General features: G+C 33.7%; 11 protein-coding genes. 2 read left to right on the forward strand and 9 right to left on the reverse strand.

Going from position 1 to position 16,855, the window contains the following annotated elements; translation table 11 throughout:
* Positions 1-345 precede the first annotated feature (345 nt).
* Positions 346-2,253: a DEAD/DEAH box helicase gene (locus tag ACIQCO_RS23550; RefSeq protein WP_400433504.1), complete on the reverse strand. Its 1,908-nt coding sequence runs from the start codon at positions 2,251-2,253 to the stop codon at positions 346-348.
* A 161-nt stretch (positions 2,254-2,414) separates the two neighbouring features.
* On the opposite strand from ACIQCO_RS23550, the gene ACIQCO_RS23555 reads away from it, so the two are divergent.
* Entirely contained in the window at positions 2,415-2,855 is a 441-nt protein-coding gene (locus tag ACIQCO_RS23555) for an ABC transporter ATP-binding protein (RefSeq protein ID WP_400433507.1), read from the forward strand.
* Positions 2,856-3,411: 556 nt separating this feature from the next.
* Here the strand turns inward: ACIQCO_RS23555 and ACIQCO_RS23560 are convergent.
* From ACIQCO_RS23560 to dcm, 8 genes are all read right to left on the reverse strand, one after another.
* Positions 3,412-5,838, reverse strand: a complete 2,427-nt coding sequence (locus tag ACIQCO_RS23560) for a DEAD/DEAH box helicase family protein (RefSeq protein ID WP_400433510.1) — start codon at positions 5,836-5,838, stop codon at positions 3,412-3,414.
* Positions 5,831-6,157, reverse strand: a complete 327-nt coding sequence (locus ACIQCO_RS23565) for a phosphoribosyl-ATP pyrophosphohydrolase (protein WP_400433513.1) — start codon at positions 6,155-6,157, stop codon at positions 5,831-5,833. The genes ACIQCO_RS23560 and ACIQCO_RS23565 overlap by 8 nt, the downstream gene beginning before the upstream one ends.
* A 173-nt stretch (positions 6,158-6,330) precedes the next feature.
* Positions 6,331-7,200: a hypothetical protein gene (locus ACIQCO_RS23570; RefSeq protein WP_400433516.1), complete on the reverse strand. Its 870-nt coding sequence runs from the start codon at positions 7,198-7,200 to the stop codon at positions 6,331-6,333.
* 181 nt (positions 7,201-7,381) lie between these two features.
* Positions 7,382-10,138 carry a hypothetical protein gene (locus ACIQCO_RS23575; RefSeq protein ID WP_400433519.1) on the reverse strand — a complete coding sequence of 919 codons (2,757 nt, stop codon included), beginning with the start codon at positions 10,136-10,138 and terminating at the stop codon, positions 7,382-7,384.
* Between the two features lie 684 nt (positions 10,139-10,822).
* The gene (locus ACIQCO_RS23580; protein ID WP_400433522.1) at positions 10,823-11,533 is read right to left on the reverse strand and encodes a PDDEXK family nuclease; all 711 of its coding nucleotides are present in this window, start codon (positions 11,531-11,533) and stop codon (positions 10,823-10,825) included.
* A gap of 75 nt (positions 11,534-11,608) precedes the next feature.
* Positions 11,609-11,956: a hypothetical protein gene (locus tag ACIQCO_RS23585; RefSeq protein WP_400433525.1), complete on the reverse strand. Its 348-nt coding sequence runs from the start codon at positions 11,954-11,956 to the stop codon at positions 11,609-11,611.
* Complete coding sequence (locus ACIQCO_RS23590; protein ID WP_400433528.1) at positions 11,956-13,347, reverse strand: Sau3AI family type II restriction endonuclease; 1,392 nt, start codon at positions 13,345-13,347, stop codon at positions 11,956-11,958. The genes ACIQCO_RS23585 and ACIQCO_RS23590 overlap by 1 nt, the downstream gene beginning before the upstream one ends.
* Before the next feature lie 75 nt (positions 13,348-13,422).
* Entirely contained in the window at positions 13,423-14,682 is a 1,260-nt protein-coding gene (gene dcm, locus ACIQCO_RS23595) for a DNA (cytosine-5-)-methyltransferase (RefSeq protein ID WP_400433531.1), read from the reverse strand.
* Between the two features lie 724 nt (positions 14,683-15,406).
* Here dcm and ACIQCO_RS23600 point away from each other — a divergent pair.
* A complete protein-coding gene (locus ACIQCO_RS23600) occupies positions 15,407-16,639 on the forward strand; it encodes an IS4 family transposase (RefSeq protein WP_400433534.1) in 1,233 nt (410 codons plus the stop codon).
* Positions 16,640-16,855 lie beyond the last annotated feature (216 nt).

Consider the following 16,855-nt stretch of genomic DNA (forward strand, 5'->3'; position numbering starts at 1 on the left):
AAAAAAGGGGCAGTTTCAACCTCACATTGCTCTGTTTATTGTTTTAGTCTATATATCCGTATCCAATCAATTTAAATGACAGTGATAGCTTCAACTAGACTAGCAAAGACTATCGCAAACATAAATGATTCAAAAACTGTCATTCGGCATCGTCCCCTTCTGTTTGGGAGTGTACCGACAACCCTTGGGAAATCCCTATTCTATTGTACTTCCAGAATATCATGCCCTCTTCAAAAGAGGAACGTATATTCGTGACATATACTTTATATCCTTCTTCTTTAGAAAAAAAAGTTCAGTCCCCGGTATACTAAAGCTTTAATGCACGGGGGACTGACCATTTATTTCCTAATTGATTTTCTCAATACCAGTCTTTTTCTGATGCCTTTTATGTAAAATTTGATCCAAATACTGGGTAAATTCCGATTCGCCCGAGTACGAAAGGCACAGGTATTCCTTCGCTCTGGTCATTCCAATATAAAATAAGGAAACTTCTCTCTCCTTATCGTTTTCAAGCGGAAATGGCATGGAATCAACATTTACGATAAATACTGCCTGGAAATCTAGACCTTTACTGCTATCTATCGTACTAATTTTTATTTTGCCATCATCCTTTTTAAAGGATCGCTTGGAGACATCATTTTCCGTAATCCAATAAAACGGTAATCCTGACTCTTTTAACATCCGTTGAATAATATCCACAAACGGATATTTATGATTTTTTTTCACCCGATACAAAATGACCATTTCATCAAAAGGAATCTTCCGCTCTTCATGCAGCTTTTTCATTTGCCTGGCAACTAATCTCATTTCATCAAAGAAATTGGAAGCCTTTATGATCCCTGGCTCAGGCCCTTTTCGTTTTGTACTTTGCGGAGCAATGATTTCTCCTTCAAGGTCCCGATTCACAACCTTATTCTTAAACATTGAATGCTCGCGGTAAAAATCCCAGGCAAACTTTACAATTTGTTGCGTATTTCTATAGTTAATCGACAATACCTTTGATCTTCCTTGAAAGCTTAATCCTGTATCCTGCAAATACGAGCGCTTGCGTCGATAAATCGTCTGCGCTCGATCCTCCACCAATAAAAGCGACTGTGTATCGGTATTTATTAAGAGACTCACAAACCGCAGCCAATCAGCGTCAAAATCCTGCCCTTCATCAATCAATATAGCATCGTAGGATGGCAAAATGGTTTCCTTCTTTTCAATCTTATCAATGATCACAGAAAGGTTCTGCTCTCTAATTCTTAAATCATTCTTTAACCAAGCATGAAAATTCCGCACGATTATGTTTTGGCTTTGGACAGTCTTTACATTTGGATCAAAATCAAATAAGTCCTCTGGTTCATTCAACATATGATGGATCATCTGCCGAATTGCATTTGCCAAAGAAATATTATAGCAAAGGATGAGAATCTTCCAATCAGGATTCTGTTTCGCTAACATTTTCGCCCGGCTGGCCAATATGATTGTCTTTCCGCTACCGGCAACACCACGAATCAAGCGGTTCTTATCGCCAATCTGTTTCGCCAAATTCTCCTGATGCAAATCCATTGTCTTAATATCATGTAAGGATAAGAGTAGTTGATCTTGATACGGAACTGGGGCTTTAAATTCAGCGCTAATCCGAACTTCCGGGAACAAATGATACCTAATCGCATTAATATCCTCGATAGAAAGCGGTTCCTTTAATCGGTATGGTACAACAAACATATTCATGATTTTTTCCATCAAAATTTCTTCCGAAAATCCCTCATTTTCTGGATCGATTTCATCTCTCGCAAAGCATAAATTAGGTTCAATGACCGTATATAGCCCATCTTTAATAAAGTCCCTTGTATACAATCTCGAAAAAACAACGCCATAACCATACGGAAACTTTAATTTCAATTTATATTTTCCATCTGCGACTATCAGGTTTTTATCCTTTTTCAGGACATCAGCAATTTTAAACATGTAGTCCCTCGCCTGATTCATTGGGCTTGGAATTATTGTTTGATCCCCATTAGTTGCCACGATATGCCATTCATCATGATTAATTTGGAAAAGTGTATTTCTGGTATAATCCTTCACTTCCAATACAAGCATTCCAAGATCAGGTCCAATAATCACAAAATCAGGCTTTCTCCCTTGAATTTCCGGTTCGAAGTAGACAATATAATCATCTGGAAGAAAAGTTTTCAGAGTACGGAAAAACAGCCGCTCACCAGCAGTGGCAGTCGATCTAATTGTCTCAGGAATTGTAATTGCCATAATAACCGCCCCAAAAATTGCATTTTTCACCATTATACTACAATTAAGATAATTGACCTACAAAACACAGCTAATTTTTCCTTTATTTTAACAATTCTCTACTAAAATAAACAAAATACACCAAAAGTATTGTATTTTAGTCCAATTATTTTGATAATAGAATGGACGCAATAATCCTAAAATATTTAGAAATCAGTAGTACTCAGGAAAGTGAAGTGGAAATTTTGTTAAAAGGAATCCTTGATAAATTATTAAAAGGGAAAGAACCAACACCCCAACCGGCCGTCAAATCCATTAGCCAAGCTGAGGTAGAAGCATTAGTAGAGGCAAAAATTAGGGAGCATGCAGCAACACTTGAATATACAAAGAAGGATTCACCAGAGCAAAATCAGTCGGCAGATCAAGACGATTACACCTTAACCCCGAAACAAATTGAATATGCCCTTTCTTTAATCGACAAAATTAAGAATGAATTCGAATTGGCAATTGATCCGTCGGCCTTAACCATAAAAGATTTAAATAGATTGATTGCTTATAATCGTTATAAAAATAAAGGGACACTTGTTAATTTGGTGAAAAAAGGGGTATTGAGGAAAAGGTAAAAACTTACTAGACCAAGAAAGTAAAATTAATCATAATCGGTTCATTTCATATTCCATAAAATTGTTTCATTTTCACTTTTTTAGGTTATAATATAAGAAAGTATTGAATAAATTAAAAAAGACCGAACATGGCTGAAAACATGTCCGGTCCAACAATAGACGGTCCCTCAAAGGGGTCGGCTTTTTGGGCAGAATAATCCACCTGAGCCGCTAACTCAAGGGTGGATTATTTTTTTGATTTAAATGACAGTATAGCTAGGATAAGACTAGCAAAACCAATCGCAAACATTAATGATTCAAAAACTGTCATTCGGCAACACCCCCCTTCTGTTTAGGAGTGTACCGACCACCCTTGAGATATCCTATTCTATTGTATTTCTAGTTTATCATACTCTTTTCGAAGCAAGAACGTATATTCGTAATTTTTATCAACTTCGGCTTTTCCCCTACAATTTAAAATTTCAATATTCTACAAAGGCTTTATATCCTTCTACTTTCCCAAAATATGATATTCGATGCAACTTACTCCTGAACAGTTTTTATTACAAAATTATTATTAGATCCCACGATTTTTTGCTTTCCGTTCAAAGTGATAATGAAGGCGGTATTCACATATTTCCTTAGTCCAATAGAAAAGGATTTCTTCATCTTCTTTGGCAACATCAAAGTTTAACACAAACATATCATTTTCATATGAGATTAATCCCTTTGAGCTGCTACTCCATTTTGTCATTGGCATCGTAGCAATCAATTTGCTAACATCCTTTTCATCATAGACCCATAGTTTTTTAGCAGCCTTATCTGAAAAGTCAATCCTTTTCCGGTGCTCTTTTTCCATTAAGTATTGATGAAAGAATGGTGCAGCTTCTTTTGATGTAATTGGTTTATTCCAGATAGATTTCCCTCGATTTAACATTGCCAATAAAACAATCATCTTATAGCTTTTGGTCATTCCCGTTCTTTCAACCTCAACAAGCCAATTTTCATATCGATTATATATAGCTAATTCCTGCTCACTTAATTCCTCAGCCCACTTTAGAAACCCGAAAATGGAATGAAATTCCTGTTTATATTGCGGGGAGTCTGATGCTCCCTTCAAATGCAATTCCAAATAGGTAGGTCTCCTGCCAAGGTCCCGCTTTAAAGCCATGTAATCATTAAAAAGTTTTTCCCTCCTTGGCTGCCTTTTCCGGGACATTTCATGGAGGAGATTAATAACATTTACATCTAAGTCAATTTCACAAAATTCCGGTAGGGTTGGTTGAATATTTCTGACTTTCCCTTCGGTTGGCTGCGTATCAAATAAACTAAGCTTAATATCCGCATTCCGATAATTCCCGATTAAATCAATAATTACACATGTCTCTTTACTCGGGTGTAATCGGAGACCTCGTCCAATTTGCTGAGTAAAAACGGTTAATGATTCTGTCGGGCGGACAAACAATAATGTGTCGACTGCAGGAATATCAACGCCCTCGTTAAAAAGATCAACCGTAAAAATGATATCCAGTTCTCCTTTTGCTAATTGTGAAATCGCCTTTTTTCTATTAACCCCGGTCTGCTGCGAGTGTAAACTAATTGTATGATATCCATGCTTATTGAAAAAATGTGATAAAAAGTTGGCTTGTTTGATTGAAGAACAAAATCCTAATGTCCTTGTTTGTTTATTATTTTCCCATGCCGCAAGAACCTTAGAAGCTAAATCTTCTCTTAATTGAGCTTGGAGTAACTCCTCTTCATCATAGCGATTTCCTAACCAGGTAATCTGGCTATAATCCGTATCATCATAAACGCCATAATATTTAAATGGTGCTAACCATTTCCGATTAATAGCTTCTAAGAAATCAAGTCTAAAAGCAACGTTACCATCACAAATAGCATAAACATCCTTGTTATCATTGCGATCCGGTGTCGCCGTGATCCCAAGGAGGAAGCGCGGTTTGAAATACTCAAGTGCTCGTTGATATGAATCAGCTGCCGCATGATGAAATTCATCAATGATGATTAAATCAAATTCATCCGTTTGAAACTGCTCAAGGTGCTTCTTCATACTTAGTGTATAAATCGAAGCAAAGATTGCATCAGCATGGCTTTCTTTCGTTTTTCCATTGTATATACCATATTGCTTTTCAGGCATAATTCTCTTAAAAGAGTCTCTAGCCTGATTGAGAATTTCTTCACGATGGTCAATAAAGAGAATCCTTTTAAAGTTTTGGGCAAAGAACCCAGCCAAATAAGTCTTACCTAAACCAGTAGCCATTACAACAAGCGCCTTGTTATACTCTTCTTCAAGTGTTTTATTTAACTCCTCAAGCGCTTCTATCTGAGCAAATCTCGGCGTTATTTCCCCGTAAAATCCAGACGGTTCAAATATAATCTCAGGCTGGACTGGAATCGCTGTCTTCGACGGAAGCATTAAATCTAATTCTTCAAGCTCGGTCCATTTCTGAGTTAGATTGGGATATTTCCGTTGATATTTATTAAAACTATCTCTATATTCTTCTAAAGTTTCCTTATTTAATGGTACAGTTTGACCGTCATAAAATAAATTCAAAAATTCTGTTTGGGCTTCCTCAAAAACTTCTATTTCATCACTGACTGCCAGATTCCATTCAATTCCCTGATTTAGTGCTGACTTTGATAGATTAGATGATCCAACAAACAAATAGTCATGCTCACTTGATTGAAACATATAGGCCTTTGGATGAAAGGATACCCCATTACTTTTCCAAATCCTTGTTTTTATTCCTTCGTCAATGGAAAGCAGTTCATCAAGTGCTTCGGGCTGGGTAATATATAAATAATCTCCGGTACAAATCTTAATATCTGCACCATTTTCTGCAGCCCTTTTTAAACTCTCTTTTAAAAATTGGACTCCGGACTTCATAATAAATGAGGTTAAAATACAAATGGTTGAAGCTTCTTCTAACTTTTCAATTAAATGATTTCCTAGTTCCCCAGTTATCAGTTGAATCTTACTCATCTTCAACCTCAATTAAAAAGATTTTTTCTTTAAAGCCACCACGCTTTTCAGCCTTCTTTTGGCGAACCTCTTCAACGGTCTCAATTGTTGCACCATGACATTCAGCTAGTGCATGGATAATTTCTAACAAGTCTGCTAGCTCTTCAATCGCATCTTGATCATTTTCAGCTTGTACATACTCTTCTAATTCTTCGAAACTTTTATTTTTAAGTTGTTTTATATATTCTTTATTGCCTAGAATTCTTGTGCTAAACCTTTTACCAGTGCTTTCTATTACTTCGGGAATACGGTCGCGGACGAGTTTGTTGTAAATAGGCATTTTGTGGTACCTCCAATTTAGTTATATTTCTATTATAACCAATGGAAATATAGATTTGTAAACATAAGGGTTTCGGGAATATAGTAAATTTCTAGCCAAATAATGATTGATTTTGTTGTCTCGTTTTTTTCTGGATATCGAGAATCTAAATTTGTCTCTCCTTTATTTATTCCTCATGATTTTTTAAAATAAGCGCCAAGTCTCCATTGATTCCAAGAATTCTTTTTTTCGGCTCTTCCAGGAGCAACACAATAATCATTTATTTCAGTACTATCACCCTCGTATGTAATAGGAAGAGAATCTTTATTTAGGTATACATATTCGGCAATATACCTTCTAGCAGCAGTAATACCTATTAAATCATTTCTTAATAATTCTGTTATCCCGTTAAAAGCCATCTCCACTTTGTACGGTTTATGAGCTCTACTTCCTGTTATGATAAAATGAAGCTCATTCTTTCGATTTATGTTGCTAATAATCTCTTTTGGCATACCAGAAGAACGCCTTTTTGATTTAAATTTATTTTTAAGGTCAAAGAAATTTTGTAATAGATATTGGAGAACGAAATCATTCGTTTTAATGTTTGCGAGGCTTTCCATAACATTGTCCCAAGTAAGGCGTATAACCTGAGCATCTTCCTTATTTAATAATCTTTTATGAGCAGAAATTTGTCCTTCATCTAAAGTCCCTCTTATTTTAAATTCAAAAAGTAAATTGAAATTGCTTCCACAAATCCATGCATCTGGTATCGAACCAGAATTGTCTTCTAAATCTGAATGAGTTACCCCGCTTTTATACGGGGCAATGCCAAAAATATATTCGTAAGGTTTTGACTGTTGGGGACAATATTTTGTTCGAACATTAATTGATAGATTAGAAAATTGGAAATCATTAGCATAGTCAGCCATTAATCCCTTAATAAATTGGGGAAGAATTAATTGGTCTTTATAATCCAAAATACACATCAAGATATTTGTATAGTGGTCTTCCTCTTGTCCCTGATACTGAAATATGTTCATTTCATTCACCTCTTTTCCATTCATTTATTTTATATTCAATGTACCACAAAGCAACCCTTTTATTTTCCATATAGAAAGAGTTTTAAGTGTCTTTTTCCTTCCAAATGGAACCCCTATATTATTAAATAAAGTGCTTAATATCCAATTACCTAAGACTCTAAATCTCCCATGCTAACTTCACATTCGATGTAATGGCCCACTGATACTACTCTAGCATCATTTTTTCTAAGAAATCTAATCCTCGTTTTCTTATAACATAATGATTGTCAACACTTGCCTTCTGAATCATAAGATTGGTAACTTTTAAATCTATGTTAAGCAATCTATCAAATTGGTTCATGATATGGTTTTTAATGAATACACTGTCATAATCCATTCTTTTAGAAAGTTGAGTGAGAATTGTTGTTTTCGTATCTTCTGTAATCATAAGAAGTAGTGCTTTAATCGAATAAAATCTTATATCATGATTTTTATTATGAGACAAACTCAATACAAATTGCATTAACATAAATAAAAATCTTTTATCAATTTTATTGCAAATATCATTTTCAAATGTACTAATTACGGCTTTTAAAGCTTCAATTTTTTCAAATTCATCTAATTCCCCATAGCTACCCAAGATATCAAAAAGAAGATTAATATCCAAATCTTCGAAAACTAATTTCAGCATTACTAGATTAAACTGGAGAGACGTATTTGTTTTCTTGAAAAAAGGGTCTCTATATCCATCTATCACCAGTTCTTTATTATTTCTAATTTCCTTAATGTAGTAATTAAAATTAATATTTCCTACATCACAATTCTGTTTAACAAATATAATCATCTTAATCGCATCGATTTTATCTGAAATCAATTGTTTCCGACTGAGTACAGTTTCTAATGATGCTTCAAGAATGCTGTTTACTAATTCACCATGTAATTCTATATTATTTAACTTAATAATATTTTTTATAGTTTGGTACAGATTATTTGCGTAACCTGTATAACTACCATTTATTCCTTGAGTCCTATTACGTTCTTTTAATTCAAAAATATATTTTAATATTTGCTCTTCACTATCTTCCTGCGTATCCACCATGGTTTCTATTGTATATATCTCTAAATTGAAATTAGTCATGTGTTCTAGTACGTTTCGATGTAATACTGAAGTATATTCTTTTTTTGACTTTCTAATAGCAATAATTGCCTTTGCTAAGTTATTGCATTCCTCCCTGATACTTTTATCAACAATTAGTCTATTAATTTCATCGATTGTTTTTTTTGATAGCTCTTCATTAATATCTTTTAATCCAATATATGCTATTATTTCAAGTGCGTCATCATAGAATCGATATAGCTTTTTAATAATAATATCAAGACATAATTTAATAATTATATTTTTATCGAATCTGTGACTATTCTCCCTAAGTGCCTCAAATAAATAACTCCCAACCGCTACAATTCGGTAATCATCAGCAATCCAATTTTCAATTAGAATGATTAATTCGTTATGAACTACTTCATAATCACTGTCTGATAAATAGTATCCCAAATTTTTCAATGCTTCTAGTTTTGCAATATCTCGTTTATGATTTATTGGAATGGAATTACAAAATTTAAATATTTCCAAAGAATCAGATGAGTTCATTTTTCCAAATACATCATTGAATAATTTAATGTATCCTTTTATTTCTTCCTTTTTCCCATTTCTAATTGCTACCTTTAAAAGCAAAACACGAAATTGCCAGTCGCTATATTCATTACATAAATTAAATGCAACATATTTAAGACGATCCATAGTCATCAAAATGTGTGTCAATGAACCATTAAATACAGATATAACGTAGATTTTTGTTAATAAATCAGAATAAATATTTATATGATTACTCCAAGAAAAGGTATAAGGCGATTTGGTTGAAGATGATATTGTCTGCTTTGTAATTTCTTCTTGGAGTTCTTTATCATATCGGTCAATTAATGGATAGAACAGTGCTTTAGTTTCGTGATTTAATTCTTTTTGAGCATCACTTTCTATAATTATTTCGTTATTCTTATACCCACTAAGATTAACTGTATTTCTCAAATCAATTAATATATCCTGAATAATCCAATTTGGCAATGAAAACTCTTTTGCTTTACTTAAAGCTACTTCTAGGCATTCAATGCAATTTTCTAAATCGTCATTCCAATAATACTGTATTGCTTTCCAACGGTTTTTAACTACTTTATGTAAATTTTCACTCTGTTCTTTTTTCAGGACATCCATAAACATTGAAGTGTTAAATTCTCTTATACTTTTCCCACCGAATAATACTTGCAAAAAATCTTCACAGTATGCATCAAAGTCATTCGTTTCTATCATTTCATTGATAGCATTGCTATATATTTGACCACTAATAAAAAGTTTAGTCCTATTAGTCCCACTTAATATTCGCTTTTCTAAAGATTCGGATGCAATTGAATCCACTTCAATTTCGACTTCTTTATTTTCACCGAATTCTTGATCTACCAGTCTATTTTTACAGTAATTATTATATATTTTACATATATCATTAATTAAACTTTCATACCCTTTAATGATAAAATCATCGAAAGATTTTGTTATATAATATCTTGCTCCTTGGGCTCCTACAAGTTCTTTTTGTATCTGTGTGGGTTCCTTTTGTTTTTCATTGCAAAATAAATATAATGATTTTTTAGGATAGGCTTTAGCACGATTTATTTCTTTAAGTATTGCTGGTGTAACCCCATCTTCATTATCAATCAAAAAAATACAGACATCGCTATCATCCAAAGAATATAGGTAATCTTGAGCTGCTGTTTGAGTTGAAGCTAAACCATCCTCAAATAAATAGACCTCTGCAAGTCCTGTCTCCTCTATTAAATATTTTAGACGGCTCCTAACCCGGTCATATCTTTCCACCCCACAACGGGAACTTACAAACACTTTTATTTTATCCGATACAGCAATTTTATCTTTCATTGAATTCACCACACAAATTATTTAGTAGCAACCCGGTTCAGCTTATTATCCTTAAAAATAATTCTACAATAGTATTTTAATTTCTTTTTCAATATCCTAATCACATTCAAAACACTTACTCCAATAAAAAGGGTCAGTCTGTCCTGTGTGTACATAATTTACCTTACATGAGAATGATCCTTTTGGTTCTAACTTTTAACCATTCACCGCCGAATAAACCTCACTCATCTTATCGCCGATAATAAAGTTCTTAAATTCCTGGGAAATTAGGGTCCCCCGGTGCGTTAAAGCTATAGCTTGCCGGGGAACTGACCCCGAATTTTTGATTATTGAAAAATTGAATAAAGTGGTAAAAGGATATCATTTTTATACTCTTGGAAAATTATTAAAATCACAGTTTTATTAGTTCGTTTCCGACACATGTAAAAGAGAAACTCGATTAAGATACCCTCCTATAGGCTAGCTATTCGGAGTCTTGCACACTATTTTTTTGTCCAATTTTCCCAAAGCATTTTCCAAGCAAGATTCCTTTTAACATTAAAACCCAACAAAATTCTTTATAATTGTCTAACTATAACACCATTCAGCCCTATTAGTTTTAAAATAATTTCATCTCTTTTTCTTTTCTAGCTGTTGGGACAAGGGTTTTGTCCCTTGTCATTAACTTTTAGAAACTTCATCATACTATATTCCCACTTCAATAAATTCAAGATTTTTATCCTGTTCATTATAAACATATTTTATTAATCTTAAATTTGACCAGTACATTGTAACAGCTGGACGACGTCCTTTAACAAAAGTGCGTTTTCCGACTTCTTCTTTTAAACTTACTACCTCGTCTGGAAAATCTTGAGCAACTATAAATGCTTCAATCATCGAGTAATCACCATAGCTATATTCTTGATTTATCCAGTCAACGTACTTCATTAATTGGTTAATTACTTCTGTATCTGCAACATCTTTTTTAATTTCAATTGTTAGATATTTGGAAATAGTTGAGAATGAAGGGATGAATCGATAACCGAAAACATCCATTTTATCCATATAATCTACAGGTTTGAAGGGTGAAGCTACCACTTGGTGCGATAAATAATCCCATTTCCCAAAAACTCCATTAGGTGTATTTTTAATATAATCTACTACTCCAGCTTCAATAGCCATTTCATGTCTGATTTTATTACCGTCAGAAGCCAAGCTTAAAATATTTTTGGCGTTTACTGTGTATGTTTGATCTACTATCTTATTCATTCGAGTATGTACGCTATCTGAAGTAATAAAAATATTTTGTGGTTTAGCAATTTCATTTTCATTCGTTTTGAGAATAATGTCATATAATGCCTTATTTTCAACATCATCAATTTTAATAAATGACAATTTCCATAGTACACGTAACATTTTAAACGCTTCTGGATTCGAAGCGAGCACATCGTCCATATCAATCCCATTTGTAAAAAAGTGTGGTGCACTTTCTTATGTGCAAATAAATCGATTTCCAAGGTAAAATGTCGACTTATTCAGAATCATTTTGTCTTTTAGGTCTAAAAAATCTTCTGTAATTGGAATATCCGCACCAGGGAAATTTAAGTGCTTACATTCACCATTGATATTAATAAGTTTACCTACACCATATATTTTTCTCTTTATAAAAAAGTAAACATTATCTCCCTCAGTCATGGAAAGATAATCAGTAAAGGTACCTTCATGATGTGTTAACCATCTATTCGATTGAGGAATATTCAAATTTGTACTATAAACTTGGTTTAATATAATTTCATTTAATGAATTAATATTATCGAGTGTAAAAATATAGCCAGCCATCAACTAATCCCCTCGCAATTAGTTACTGAAGCAATATAATCCTTATCCAGCCAAAATGCTTGTTTTGCAATCATTTGTCCATCTGGTAAAAGGGTCTTGTCTTGTCCATTTTTCCCTTTGGGACGAATATGACAAAGTCCATTAGTCCCTGCGGAAGGTAAATTATTCTTTGCCACAGTTTTTTTCCCCTTCAGTACAATTTCAATTTGAACGCCAGAAACCAGTTGCTGTTGAAGACTATAATAGAAATTTTTTAATCGCTCTTGAATTACTGAAATAGGCATATTCCATAATTTTATGCCTTTAAAAAATAATTCACGGTCTTTATTTTCTTTTTCCGTTTCTCTAAACTCAAAAATAACAAAAAGAAATTTAGTTTGTTCAAAGTAATTCTTTAACCAACTATCTTCCCATTCTTCTATAACCCACTCCATAAAATTCAGATTTTTAAACGACATATGTTCACGTGGTATTCCATTCGGTTCTAGACGAATTGTTTTGAATTGAATATTTGCCTTTGAGAATTCTTCAATGTCATCAAGTTTTGTTCCTTTTATCCCTAACAACGCACTAACAAAATCAGGAACAAAACTTTTAGATTTATTTATCTTAATCCTATTCTCATTTGCAATTTGTGTAAGTGGTTTCCCTACATAGGGAAGGAATCTATCGTGAAGTATTTCTTCAAGAGTTTTACTTTTTAATTCTTGCCCATTTGTAATTGAAACCATATCTTTGTTTGTAAGTATTTTTCTTGCAACGCCAGTTATATAACTAGCTTTTAAGCTATATGCTCTTTGCATTGCGAGGATAGGGCTAAATGGTTGAGTTCTTAATGAATCTTTGTTCTTGCCCTTCGTACATGCAGCTAAATATATGGTATCGGCTTCAGAAAGTTCATGTGCTTTACCCATTTTGATTTTGTTTGTTATAAATTCCCAATCTTTCTTGATAATATGTAAATCTTCTTCACTAAAAGTTAATAGATGGCTTTTAAGCACTTGATACTCGGAACGGTGAACCTCAGGAATCCATTGATAAAACATCAGTAAAATCTTTTGATTCTTAGTCCAAAAACTCGAGGTTTCAAAAGAATTGAGAACTTCTTTATGATAGTTGATGATACTTAAGACCAATCTTTCTTTTGCAGAAATGGTTTTATTTTTATTCTGTTTAAGAGGCGTAACCTTTAATTCAATACCTAGTTCCGCAAAATCAGCCTCTGACTTGGAATTTACTTTATAACCAAAATAGCTCTCTTCGATTATTTGTCCGAGTTGTCCTTTGGATTTAGGATTTGAAATTCTTCCAGTTTGATCAATCTCACCAAAGGTTTTACCTTCTGCTTCTTTTGCTTTATATAGAAGTACTTCTTCCGTTTCATATACCATCGATGTGCCCCCTCAAGAAATCTCGTTAATTAACAATATTTTACCACGTAAAGAAAAAAGCTGGTACTCAAGGTATCAGCTTTGCAAAGACAATTCTAATTGAACGTCAGTTTGGATATTTATTTTTTCAATTTCTTCAATTCTTTTTCCCATGCGCTCAATTAATCCAACCACCAATGCATTACCCATGCAAAAATATCTCATACGGTCAGACATAATACTTGTCCAATTATCATCAAATCCATTAAGTCGTTCACATTCTAAAGGAGTCAAGAATCGTTTACGACCATTTACCTCAATAATATGAGTGCTTCGGTTTGTTGAACCTTCACTTGTTAACATTGTTCTACCCGGCTTGTCCAAATCATCAGTCGGAGACATCCCACCTTCAGAAAATTGATAGACATGTCCCTCTGCAGTCTTTCTTTCAATTTTCTTCGGTCCACGTAGATATGCAAACTTTTCAATAGTCGAGTCTGATAAATAGAATTTTTCATCTACTTCAGATTCATCCTGAAGGATATCACGTAATGTTGTTGGTTTTTCTTCTATTGGAATAACTTGAGTGGTGAATGCAGTTCCATCTTTCATATATCCAGCTGAATAGAAACCGAATGAGAAATGATCGGATATGGATACAATATCAGTTGGCAAGGAAATAGTAGCTACTCTACCATTGTAGGGTTCATTTTCAACTGGAAATGGTTTAGCAAAGAAACCTTCTTTAAAAACAATATCATTTTCAGAATAATTATTTTGTTTCTGTTCAAAAGCGATACCGTTTTTGTATGCAAAGATAAATATTCGCCTTCTTCTCTGAGCAAATCCATATTCAGCAGCATTTATTACTCGCCATTCTACAGTATAATCTAAATCTCTAAACGTCGCTAACATCACAGCAAAGTCTCTACCTCGCTGTGATGAAGGTGACTTTAAAAGTCGATCTACATTTTCTAAAAGCACATATTTAGGATGTGTATTCTCAATTACCCGTTTAATCTCCCAAAATAAAACTCCCTTTTTACCTTGGATACCTTTTTCTCCGGATAAAGTTCGTGCTACAGAATAGTCTTGGCACGGGAAACCACCAACGATTAAATTTGGTTCTAAATCAACAAAGGTTTCATCAGAAACTTTAGTTATATCTTCATTTGAATGCATACCAGTATCAAAATTATGTTTATAACATTCGAATGCGTCTTGTGCTTTACGAGAAGGCTCCCACTGATTTCCCCAAACCACTTCAAATAATTCGGGGTTCGCTTTTTCTAACCCTAAACGGAAGCCGCCAACACCTGCGAATAATTCGATAACTTTAATTTTAGAATTTTCCATATACGAACACCCTTTCCCTTTTCTCTATTATACAACATTTTACTGAAAAGATCAAGATCTAAATATCACATTTTAATATTTAGAAAAAAAAGAAAAAGTTGTCCCTAGATTATTAATTATTTCTCTCCAAACAACCCGAAATTCAATTATACCAAGTGGTTACGAGAAATGGACTCTTCATCTCAAAGATTACTATCCTAAAGATTGTAAAAAAATCCAAGTGTCGGTAATGTCATAAGTAACGTAGCCAAACATTTCTCGGGCACTTCTTTGGCTAGTTTAAATAAACTATCATTAAATATCAATAGGCGTATATAGGTAAATTTTGATGATAGCAATCTATCCATATCGCAAGCACTTTCGTATATCATTGAATTAAGAGTCCATTCACCACGTTAAAGCTATAATTCACTGGGGGACTGAGCACAAGAATTCGATATTATTTTAAATTATTAATTTTCTATTTCGAGAAGAGCTTCAATAGTTTAACGAATTTCTCAATATTATAATCACAACAATCTATAGTTCTTTTGCTGATGCCATTTTCTATTTTATTTCAAACTTCAGGGATATAGAGTCAGACCCACTGGCCTTGCATTGATTTAAAATAATTCCATATTTTCAAAATTAAGTATTTACAGAAAATAAAAAAACTCCTATTGTAGAAGTTGTTGACCTTGTTTTGTTCCCTAAACAAACAAGTCTTCTACAAAGGAGTTTAAACATGAATAAAAAAAGTATAGGCCGAGCAAAGCTAATTTGTCAATGCCTAAGGATTCTTCCAACTGAAGATTTTGAATGCCCCCTGATTGATTATGGGAAGAAATTAACTACAAAATCATTGCTAAAAACTTTTGTGGCTGCTCAGCTTGATCAATGGAGTTCTTACAGTGAAATGGAAGAAAAACTAAGAGCACATCCCGATTTAAAGAAAGAGCTAGATATTAAAGAGATCAGCGGTTCCCAGTTAAGCCGTCGAATCAACGATTTGCCTACAGAAATGGCCAAAAAAATGTTTGAAAAAGTAGTTAATAAAATCCACACTCTTACCCAAGGTTATAATGGGGTTTCAAAGGAAATCGGCAGGCTAAGTATAGTAGATTCTACTGAAATTCGATTGCCAGAAAACCTATGCGATTGGGCATTCATTTCAAAAGGACATAATGCAGTAAAAATGCATACACGACTAGTTGTGGTTTCTAAGGATGTTGCCTTTCCGGAAAAAATTGTCCCATCTACTGGCACTGTTAGCGATTTTGAAAGTTCCGATTTCCTCGTTGAGGAAAATGATTGCACCTATGTAATGGATAGAGGATACCCTTCCAAAAAGAATCTGACATCTTGGCTGGAAAAGGAAATTTCATTTGTGACCCGCATAACCAAGAACCTAGTTCTTTATTCATTGGAAGAGTACAAGCCAACTCACCCATCTATAAAACGAGATGCAAAGGTGAATTTTGGGGTTTCCTATGTACCGGTCCGATATGTTGAATTTGTAGATGAAAAGGACCGTACTTATCGAATCCTTACTACCAGATTTGATTTGACAGACCAACAGATATTAGAAATCTATAAAAACCGCTGGCTGATTGAGTTATTCTTCAAGTGGATCAAAGGTCATCTAAAGTTCACTAAAATCTGGAGCACAAAGCCGCAAGGCATTTGGAATCAAATGTTCTTGGCGCTTATCGCGTTCGGGGTTTCTCTCATTATAAAACTCCAAACAGAGTCCCAAAAAACACCTTGGATATTTTTCCGGATATTACGAACTTATTTATATTTGCCAGGCAAAGAAATATTGAAGGAACTAAACAGGAAAACGAAAAAATCAAATGGGAGACAAAAGGTTCCTATCCCAATAGAAAAGAAAAAACCGTCGTTTGGAACTGTTGCCTTGGTGAAGGAGAAAGTTAAGAAGGAAAAAAGAAAAAGTGAAAGAAAACTAGGAAATTATTAATAAGGAAAAAAAGGGAACAAGGTCTATTCGATACCCTATTCTCCTTTTTTCCATTGATAACAAAAGGTGGATGTAAAATTTTTGGTTTTATTCAATTTACTTACTTTTATGCAAGGCCAGTGGGTCAGCGTATAATGGCAATTAGGTCAAGAGTAAATATTTTATAAAAAAGACCGAACTTAAGTAGAACTTCCTATATCCATTTTTTTGAAGTTC

Origin of the sequence: Neobacillus sp. NPDC093127, assembly GCF_044754175.1 — a bacterium.
In the GTDB taxonomy this organism is placed as follows: Bacteria; Bacillota; Bacilli; order Bacillales; family Cytobacillaceae; genus Neobacillus.